We start from the raw sequence: 9,896 nt of genomic DNA on the forward strand, positions 1-9,896 counted from the left end.
CGTTTTTCGTGTAGTCCCCTACCAGGTTGAAACTGGCCGCCGCCAAGGTGTTGAACAAGGCAGTTTTCAGCGCGTCACTGACACTGCCGCCCTGCCCCAGGGCTTTGTTCAGCAACACAGAGGTGCCGTTCTGCAGCGCCTGGTTGGCCGCGAATTGGCCGACGCCGCTCCAGGTGCCCAGCGAGCCGGAGGTGGCCACTTTGCTGAGTGTGGTATTGGTCTGCGCTCCGGTCCATGGGTCGAAGTAACCCACCGTCAGGCCGGCAGTGATCGCCGAAACGCCGTAGCCCTTCAGGGCATCGGATGACGTCACGTCCTTGAACACGGCACCAAGATTGCCCCGGTTGTTGACCACGCTGACACTGGCATTGGTCGAGGCGCCGGTCGCAACCGCACCGACCATGGCGCCGCCGACACCGCCGCCTGCTGCGGCCGTCGCCATGGGCCCGATGACTGCCGACATCACGATGGCAATGATCAGTTGCGAGGCCGGCCCCAGCCCGGAGTGGCTGTACTTGAAGCTGTCGTGGACCTCCCTGACCTGGCGCCAGTCCACATCCCCGCGCTGTTCTGCGTCCTTGAGCCAAGCCAATTGCGGGTCGGCCTTGACCATCGCATCAATGGACTGGCTGACGCTCTGCTGATTGACCTGCTTGATGTCGATCTGCAAACCGTCGACGGCCTGGATCGCGATGGTGCCCCCGGCAACCAACTGGCTCTGGCGTAGTGTTTCGTCAGTGCTGCCCTTGCCCTTGGATGCCACCCAGAATGCGTTGTTGTTGGTCTTCTCGTGGCTCTCCTGATGCAGGTCTTTCACCGCTTCGAAGGTCACCGCCCCACCACTGGTGATGGCGATATCCGCCGCGCTTTCCAGCCTTGCCCCTTGATACAACTGACCGCCGCCGCTGATCAGGTTGAGGTTGCCGCCTGTGGTGATCTGGCTGCCCACCGCCAGCACGTCGGTGACTTCGTCGCGTTGGGTCTTGAGGGCGCCGAAGCTGCCTTTTTTCTTGTAGTCATACAGGCTGTAGTCGCTGTCATTGGCACTCAGCAGTTGCAACTGCCCACCCGCCACCAGGTACGCATCCTTGCCGCTGCTGACCTGGCTGGCGTGCAGCACGATGTCTTGCCCCGCGCTGGCGTTCAGTTTGCCGCCGGCGGTGAGCTGGCTGCCCACGTGACGCACCTGGGTGGTTTGCTCATGCACCTTGGCGCCGCCGCGTTTGCTGTTGACCGCGTGATCGGTTTCGTTGGCGGCGGCCAACAGGTGGAGGTTGCCACCGGCGGCGACGGTCAGGTCTTTGTCGGCGTTGGCTTGGCTGGCCAATAGGGTGATGTCGCGCCCGGCATGCAGGCTCAGGCTGCCGGCGGCGTTGAGATTGGCGCCAAGCTGTTCGGTGCGGCTGTGTTGGGTGACCCGGTGGCCGCCGTTTTCCGTGGTGCGTACCTGTTGGGTGTCGGTGACGGCGATGAGGTTGATGTCGCGCCCGGCGCTCAGGCTGGCATCGCCAGCGCTGTTGATGTCGCCTCGGTTGGTGATGTCGCGCCCGGCGTTGAGCGTGAGTTGCTGTGCGGCGCTGATCTGGCCCGCCTGGTCGAGATGGGTGACAAGGGTGCCGTCGCCCTGATGCTTGGCATGGGCGGTGCGGTCGTTGACGATGTCGCCGGTGACGCTGGTAAGTTCGATATGGCTGCCACGGATCTCGCCGGCCATCGCGTTGCGGATACTGTCGGTGGCCAGCAGGCTGATGCGTTCACCGGCGCTGAGCGTACCGCCATTGAGCAGGCGGCCGTCGGCGATGGCGGTCAGCTCCTGTGCCGCATTCAAGGTGCCGACATTGACGATGTCGCCACCACTGACCAGGTTGATGTCCCGGCCTTGCACCAGGCTGCCCCCGCGCAGGTTATTGGCGTCGACCGTCGCCAGGTACAGCACCGGCACCAGCACGTCTTCACCCTGCACCTGGCGTTTTTCCATCCACACGATGTCGTGGGTCAGGGCCGCCACCTGCTGCGCGGTGAGGCCGACGCCGACGCTCAATTGCAGGCTGTCGCGGGCGCTGAGGCCGTTGTCCATCAAGTAGCGGAACTGTTCCTCGTCGCTCTCCAGCCCGGCGAGGAAGCGTTGCCCGGTCTTCGCCAGCACGGCGTCACGGATCAGGCGGCTTTCGTAGTAGCCGTCGCCCAGGCGTCGCCAGGCCACGTCGGTGCTGTAGCCGATCTTGTCGAGCAAGTACTGGGAACTGAGGAAGTTGGCCAGGTGGGTGAACAGGGGATTGGTTTCAATCAGGTAGGGGCTGCCCGGATTCTTGCTGGGGATAAACAGCCCGTATTTACCGCTGGGGAGTTGGAATTCCGGCGGTTGGGTCAGGTCATCGCTGAGGCGATCCGGGCTCAGTTCGAGGTCGTTGGGGTTGTGGCCAATGTCGCCGGTCAGTTGCGCCAGGGTGTTTTCCCGCAGGGTGCCGTTTTGCAGGTACTCGGTGGCCTGCAGGTTGAGGCGGCCGCCGGCTTGCAGCGTGGCGGCATAGACTTCGCGGCCATCCTCGCGCCAGGTGGTGAGGGTGCCGGGGTTGCTGAACCCCTCTCCGGTCGAGCGGGCCTTGAGTTCGGCAAAACGCACGGGGTCGAAGGGTGCGTTATTGAAGGCCGGCAGGTCGTGGAATTCCATCTGGTCCCACAGGGCTTTGTCGATGCGACCGGGGGTGCCGATGATGGTGCTGGAGATGCCGGTCTGGGAGGCCGCGCCCTGGTTGATAAGGCGGTTGGCGGAAAGGTGCACGTCGCCATTGGCGGCGAGCAGGCTGTAGCGGTTCTCCAGGGTCTGCGCGTCGATACGCAGGTCTTTGCCGGCCACCAGTCGCGCCGCCCTGGTGGAGTTGGGCGCGGCGGTTTCGCGCCAGGTTTCGCTGATGTAGATGGTCCCACGCTTGAAGCTGTCGTCGCCGTCGCAGTGCTGGCCGCAGACCCATTGGATACTGCCGCCGACCAGCTCGCGTTCGAGGACAAGGTGGGTGCGGGCGTTTTCAAACTCGCGGGCGTTGATGTGCAGGTTGCCTTCGGTTTCCACGCTGCCGGAGAGGTTGCTGAAGCGCGTGCCGGCGAAACTGAAATCACCGACGCTGTAGAGGTCACCTTCAAGGTTGCTGAAATGCTCGCCACGCACGTGCAGGTCGCCGCCGCTGAACAGCAGGCCGGTGTCGGTGACGTTGGCAGTGAGCAGGAGATTGCCTTGGCTGCCGAGCGTGCCGGGGTTATTCAGTTGAGCCGCATTAATCTGCATATGCCGCGCTGCGCTGAGCACGCCGAGGTTATGCAGTACATCGCGCACGCGCAGTTGGATGTCTTGGCCGCTGAGAATCTGGCCGTGGTCTTGGGTAAGGTTTGATGCGCTGATATAGGCATCGCCTTTGGCGGCGATCAGGCCGCGGTTGTTCAGGTCGCCATCGACCTGCAGGAGCAGGTGGTTGTCGCCGAGCAGTTCGCCCGCGTTGGTGAACGTGCCGGCCGCAATACTCAGCGCAGTGCCTGCCCCCACGATCTTGCCGCTGTTGTCGACGCTGTCGGCGACCAGGCTCAAATCGCCTTCGGCATGCAGCGTCCCGGCATGGTTGATGGCCTGTCCGGCGGCAATTTCAAGTTGGCCGGCGGTGACCACCTGGCCAGTGTTTCTCAGGTCCTGGCGGGCTTCGATCCTGGCGCTGTCGGCGGCGATCTGGCCGCTGTTATCGAGGCTGCCGCTGGTGATTTCCAGGTGGCCACTGGCATTGAGTTCACCCGGGTTATCCAGGCGCTGGGCCTTGATGCTCAGCTGTTTGCCCGCGATACGCCGGTCTTCCAGGATGCCGCTGACGACCTTGCCCTGGTTGCTCACCGTACTGCCTTCGAGGCTGACATTCCCGGCGCTGGCCAGAGTCTGCCGTACCACCAGATCGCCCTGGGCCTGCAGGTCGATATCAGCCATCGCAAAGGTCGGGCCTTGCAAGTCAATCGACGCGGCCTTGGCCGTGAGGGCGCCGACGCTGGTGGTGTGGGACAGGCTCAAGCCGCCATTGGCGTTGATCACGATGTCGCCGGCGGTGCTGGCCATATCGCCCGCCAGCCTTACGCCGACGCCCTGCTCAGTGCCCACCAGGCGAATCGTCCCGGCGTACATGCCGCCGAGGGCGCTGGCATCAATGGCCAGTTGCGGTTTGTCCCGGCCATCTTCGGCATGGGCACGGGCCTGCAAGGTGTCGGCACTGACATCGTTACGGCCGGTGATAATGTTGAGCTGGTCGGCATGCAGTTGCGCGTTGAGCTTGGCCGTGCGGGTGATCAGATCGAACTGGCTGACATTGCGGGCATTGAGCCCGGCGCCCTCCAGCGCAATATCGCCGCCGTCTACGCGAAAGTGATCCAGCCGCCCACCTTCGATCACGGGCTTGCCGGTGGTCAGCGTCGCGCGCGGCGTATTGATAAACCCGCAGCCATTGCAGGTGATGCCGTGAGGATTGGCGACGATCACCCGCGCGGCATGCCCCGCCACTTCGGTGTAGCCCCCCAAATGGCTGCGGTTGCCACCGGTGACTTCGTTGAGGATCACGCTGGCAGGCCGCCCTTGCAGGCCTGGGTTGCCGAGGATCACACCGCCCAGTTGGGTGTTTTGCGTGGCCTGGGTGGCGTTATTGAGGATCAGCCCGTTGCTGCCGACGTTGTAGTCGGTGAACAGGTTATGGGACAGCCCGCTGCCATTGGGCCCGGCGATATTCACCACCGGCACGCCGTTGGGCGCATGGCCGAGGCTGGTGCCGGGGCTGGCCGGGTCCACGCTCAGCTCGGCGGCGGCCGCGACAATCGGGTTGAGGAAGATGATGCCTGCGAGGCTCAGGGCCAGGCACTGGTAAAACGGGCGGCGCACGTCCATAGGCTAGGTTCCTTGTTGTTATTCAGAAAAACAGGTCGATTCGGGCGTAGATCGGGTGTTCGCGACGTTCAACGATGGCCGGGCGCTCCAGGGAGCGGGCGAGCACCAGCGAAGCGGCAAGGTGAGTACCGCGTGCGCTGAGCTCCCAGGCATGGCCGGTAAGGCGCCCGGCAACGTCAGGGTTGTGCGGGCCACGGCGGATCACTCCGACGTCGTAGCCAAAGCCCACGCCCACTTCGTGCACCCAGGGCCGCAGCGCGTCCCAGGCCACCGGTTGGCGCCAGCGCACCTGGCTGCGCCAGTAGCCGCCGCTATTGCCCGAAAGGTTCTGTTGCTGGAACCCGCGCACCGCACCGAGGCCGCCGACGCTCAGGCGTTGTGGCCCATAGAGTTCGTCTTCGGCGTGTTGGCCGGTGGCAAGGCTGTCGACACTCCAGTGCTGGCCCAGCCAGCGAAAGGCCTGCAAATAGCTGAGGGTCAGGGTGTATTTCTGATAGCGCGAGGTCGGCGCGCCGCGCTGTGTAGAGAGATCGCGCTGGGCGTCCAGGGCGCCGATGCCCTGTTGCCAGCCGGCATCGAGGTTGAGAAAGGCGTTGCCGATGCGGCGGCCATGGTTGAAGCCCAGTTGACGCTCCGTGATGCGATGGCTGGAGGTGCGCAGCAACGCGTCTTCCAGGTAGTTGCGGGTCCGCAGGTGGCTCAGGCCAAAGCTGAACGCCGTCTTGCCCAGGTTATCGCGGTGCAGCACGCGCTCGGCGCGCAACTGCTGGCTGGAGGTCTCGCCTGACAGTGCGAAGGCAAACCCGGAAAGGTCGTTGCGCGTGCGGTAGAAGCTTTGGCTGTGGCTGACATTGAACGTCCACCAACCATACGGCAGGCTGTAGAACAGGTTCTGGCTATGGGAATGGCGCCAGCGGTCGCTGACGGTGTCGCGGCTGGCCCGCAGGTTCAATTGATCCGCCAGGCCCAGGGGGCTGTCCCAATCCAGGCCGATACCGGCCTGCTGGCGACCGGTGCTGGCATCGCCATGGTTGTTACGGTTGGCCGAGACACGCCAGGGTTCGCGGCGCTCACCTTTGAGCGTCACGCGGCTGCCCCCCACTGCCTGCCCCGGCAACACCTCAAGCTGCGGCTGGCGCGAGGGCAAGCGCGACAGTTGATCCACCCACTGCTCCAGCTCGCGCAGGTCGAGCACCTCCCCTACGGTGCCGGGAAAGGTCATGGCGGACTCCAGCGGGCTGGCCAGCGATGAGCTGTCGAGCCCTTCGAGGCGCCCTTCGACCACGATGATGTTCAGTTCGCCATGTTTCAGGTCCTGCTGTGGCAGGTAGGCGCGGGTGGTGACGTAGCCGCGATGCAGGTAGTGATCGGTGAGGCTTTTGAGCACGGCGTTGAGTTGAGGCACCCCCAGGCAACGCCCCTGCCAGGGTTGCAGCAGCGCCTCGCGCTGGCCTTCGGGCAGCAACGTCGCGCCTTCAATGTTGATACGCGTGACGGTGATGCACTGGCCGTCTTCCAGCAGCGCGGGAGCCGTTGGCACAGCGATTTGGCCGGGCAGGTTCTGCAGGTCTTCAAGGCGACGACGCTGCTCTTCCAACACTTGCTGCTGACGCTCACGGGCCAATTCGCGGTCGCCGGGCGACACGGGGGACGCGGCAAGAAGCGGACCTGAAAACAGCGCTATCCCCAGCAGCGCAGGTCGAAAAACAGCCGACATCCTTTCACCCTCACACAGGTACTCAAATGGAAAGAGCACCCATGCTGCCGAGGCTGAAACGCTTAAGGAAAACAGGAAAGGTTACAAAAAATTCGGCGTTCCTGAGGGCGTCGCCCTGTCTGTCACACAGCCGCTGGAGGGCTGTCAGATGCTTCCGAACAATGTCAGTCGAAGGAAGAAACCGGATAGGAAGTGAGACTTGAAACGTACATTTCCTGGGTTTTTCTTACGCTGAAAATCCTTTCCCCTACAAACGAGAAAGACAATTCAGAGAGGATAAGAAAGGAGATCTGTCAGAGGAAAAAGACCGGTCGCTCTACCCATGAGCACACAGGCATACCTGAAAGCGACAGGCGTAGATTAGCGTTCTGGCCCGGTCCATTTACATCGTAAAAATTGGAGTTACCCGACGAGCGGCAGCCCCTCAACTCAACAACACCACCCCACCCGGCAACTCCGTGCACTTGGCCCCATACGCATCGCGGATCAACAACGCCACGCCCGCCAACTGCTGCAAACTGAAGCGCGCCTGAACCCGACGCTGGCCCAGTTCCTTGTTCAACAGCAGCAGCATGCCCGGGCGATAACGGTTGATCTCGTCCACCACCGTCGCCAGCGTGGCGTTGTTGAACACCAGCACCTGTTCACGCCAGGCCACCACTGCCTGGGTGTCCACCATTGTCACCTCGCTGACGCCGGACGCGCCGTAGGTGAGTTGCCGGCCGCTGTCCAGGCGCACGCTGCGCCCGGCGATGGCCACCGCGAGTGAACCGTCGATGCAGGTGACGCATACCCGGTGGTCGGTATTGCGCACATTGAAGCGTGCCTGCGCCGCGCTGACCGAGCCCTCGCCAGCCTGGACCAGCAGCGGTTGCGCAACGTGGGTGACCACCTCGACTTCGCCTTCGAGCAGTTCGATGCCCTCGCCCACCCGGCTGATGCGGGTCTGGGTGTTGAGTTCCAGGCTGATGCCTTGGCTCAACAGCACTTGGCGCTGCTCGCCGACTTCGGTGCGATAGTCCGCTGTGAGCCCGGCGAAGCCGCCCGGCACACCGACGCGCACCATCACCACGGCTGCCGAGGCGGCGATGGCCCCGCCGAGGAAGGCACGGCGGCCAAAGCTGCGCGGTTGCGACATTTGATCAAGGGCCGGGGACAGTTGCTGCCACAGCGCCTTGGCCTGTTCGAAAGCCTGGGCGTGTTCCGGGCTCTGCGCGCACCAGGCTTTGAGGGCCTTGGCATCGGCCACGGTGGCGCGGCCCGAGGTCAGCAGGAGCAGCCAGTCGCGGGCTTCATCGTGCAGGGGGCTGGCGGCGGACTGCCGGGCGGTGGAGAGGCTAAAAATATTCAAGCGCGCACGTACTCACGGATTTATCAGGGACTCGACACTAAGACGGTTTTCCGGCCCCGGGACCGAACCGCTGAATCACTTTTCTTTCCAGGCGCTTGGCACAGTGGCCCAGGGCGGCCTTGATTTCCTTTTCGACCATGCGCGTGGAAATGCCAAAACGCTGGGAGATTTCCAGGTGCGGCGCCTCTTCCAGGCGCGCGGCGATAAGGATCTTGCGCCGACGCGCCGGCAGTTCGTAGAGGGCCTTGACCAGGGATTGGATTTCTTTCTGGCCGCCCACCACCCGCGACGGGTCCTGGGCTTCGTCGGCGCTTTGCAGCAGCTCTTCCACCTCGCTGCCGGTGAGCAGGCGCGCATCGGCCTGGCGGCGGTCGGCGGCGATGTTCAGGGCCATGCGGTACAGGTAGGCATTGGGCTGTTGCAGGTTCGGCGGCACGTCCATGCGGTCGACGCGCAGGTAGGTCTCGTGCAGCACGTCGTTGGCCAGGTCCTCCGAGCCCAGGCGCTTGCGCAACCGCACCTTGAAGTCTTCGTAAGAGGCCAGGAACAGGCTGACCATCGTACTGTGCCCGGTATTTTTCATCCCTCCGAGGCTCCTTTTGCGGCTGTGCATTCCATGCGCGTTCCTGTTGTGTCAGGCATCAAAAGTAAAGTCACCGGTTGGCGCAGCGAGCTTGGCGCCGGGCGTTCGACCCGCGCCGCTGCCAGGCTGCGCACCAGTGCTTCATCGCGTTGTTCATCGCCGGTGGAACTCACCAACCGGCTGTGTTCGACCCGCCCATCCGGGTTGACCCACACCTGCACCAGCGCGCGAAAACTGCCGGGCCGGGTCAGCGGCGAGCGGCACAGGCTGGTCTCGATGGCTTGCTGCAACGCCGTCGCATAGCTGTTGTTGATCCGCGCAGCGTTGCGTGCCGCCGCACCCCGCTTAGTAGTAGGCGGAGGGCTGACTTGCGGGGTCTGCAAGGTAAACGCATCGCTGCGTGCATAACGGGCCATCAGGCCACTCCCTGTCAGCAACATCGCCAGTGCCTCTTGCGCCGTGAAGCGCCCGCGCACGGCGATGGAGCGCCGCCCGCGCGTCAACTCACGGTCCACCAGCACCGCCATCCCGGTGGCACGGCTGTAGGCTTGCAGTGCATGTTCCAGGTCCTGCGCCGGCAGGTTCAACGGCAGCAGCGGTGACTCTGCCTGCGCCGCGCGACCAGCGGCCAGCAGCAACAGCAAGACCAGGGCGCGCATGACGCGCCTCCAGGCTCCCTGTTCACCCCCTGTTCTGCATCGCTGCACGGCCGACGCGCCCTAGAAAACCGTCATCCTGAGGCCAGTTTATGAACCTGATGTTACGGTGATAGCAAAAAAAACATCACGGTGATGAGAGACTCGCTGCACTAGACTTCCAAGCCTTACCGGCCCACTCCTTCGGGCCTGCCAGGAGGCCCGATGAAAACCTTGCCGACCGTTGCCAGCCTGTTGCTGTGCGCCACCCTGCCCTTGCTGGGCCATGCCGAAACTGCCGCCGGCACGTGCGCCGAGGTCAGCGTGGATGGCTACAAGGCGCCCGACTATGGCTGCCTGAGCCAGCAGATGGGCAACGACACGAACGCTACCAAGGCGGCCAAAAAGAACCGCGAGGCGCAGAACCTCCCCATCGAAAAACGCCCGCCGAACGCGGTAGGCCTATCCACCCCGGCGGCGACCAGCGTGCGCATGGGCAATACCTTCGGGACGTCGGTGAAACCGCAGCGGCCCTGAGGGCCAACCCTTTCAAAACGGGCGATAAGTCCCCTGTGGCGAGCGGGCTTGCCCCGCGTTGGGCTGCGCAGCAGCCCCAAAACCAGCGCCCGGAGCATGCCTGATTCACCGCATTCCTCCTTCCAGGGTCGCTTCGCAACCCAACGCGGGGCAAGCCCGCTCGCCAC

6 protein-coding genes are annotated in these 9,896 nt (G+C 64.0%); 1 reads left to right on the forward strand and 5 read right to left on the reverse strand.

Going from position 1 to position 9,896, the window contains the following annotated elements; genetic code table 11:
- The 5 genes from BFN10_RS00005 to BFN10_RS00025 all read right to left on the reverse strand — a co-directional run.
- Positions 1 to 4,906 (reverse strand): two-partner secretion domain-containing protein (locus BFN10_RS00005; protein WP_139221097.1); only part of this gene is annotated, 4,906 nt, incomplete at its 3' end.
- Between the two features lie 22 nt (positions 4,907 to 4,928).
- Entirely contained in the window at positions 4,929 to 6,623 is a 1,695-nt protein-coding gene (locus BFN10_RS00010) for a ShlB/FhaC/HecB family hemolysin secretion/activation protein (RefSeq protein ID WP_071487877.1), read from the reverse strand.
- 424 nt (positions 6,624 to 7,047) lie between these two features.
- Positions 7,048 to 7,974: a FecR family protein gene (locus BFN10_RS00015; protein WP_071487878.1), complete on the reverse strand. Its 927-nt coding sequence runs from the start codon at positions 7,972 to 7,974 to the stop codon at positions 7,048 to 7,050.
- A 37-nt stretch (positions 7,975 to 8,011) separates the two neighbouring features.
- Entirely contained in the window at positions 8,012 to 8,557 is a 546-nt protein-coding gene (locus BFN10_RS00020) for an RNA polymerase sigma factor (RefSeq protein WP_016980117.1), read from the reverse strand.
- Positions 8,554 to 9,216 carry a TonB family protein gene (locus tag BFN10_RS00025; RefSeq protein WP_071487879.1) on the reverse strand — a complete coding sequence of 221 codons (663 nt, stop codon included), beginning with the start codon at positions 9,214 to 9,216 and terminating at the stop codon, positions 8,554 to 8,556. The genes BFN10_RS00020 and BFN10_RS00025 overlap by 4 nt, the downstream gene beginning before the upstream one ends.
- A gap of 201 nt (positions 9,217 to 9,417) precedes the next feature.
- On the opposite strand from BFN10_RS00025, the gene BFN10_RS00030 reads away from it, so the two are divergent.
- Positions 9,418 to 9,729: a hypothetical protein gene (locus BFN10_RS00030; RefSeq protein WP_071487880.1), complete on the forward strand. Its 312-nt coding sequence runs from the start codon at positions 9,418 to 9,420 to the stop codon at positions 9,727 to 9,729.
- Positions 9,730 to 9,896 lie beyond the last annotated feature (167 nt).

Source organism: Pseudomonas extremorientalis (assembly GCF_001870465.1).
In the GTDB taxonomy this organism is placed as follows: Bacteria; Pseudomonadota; Gammaproteobacteria; order Pseudomonadales; family Pseudomonadaceae; genus Aquipseudomonas; species Aquipseudomonas extremorientalis.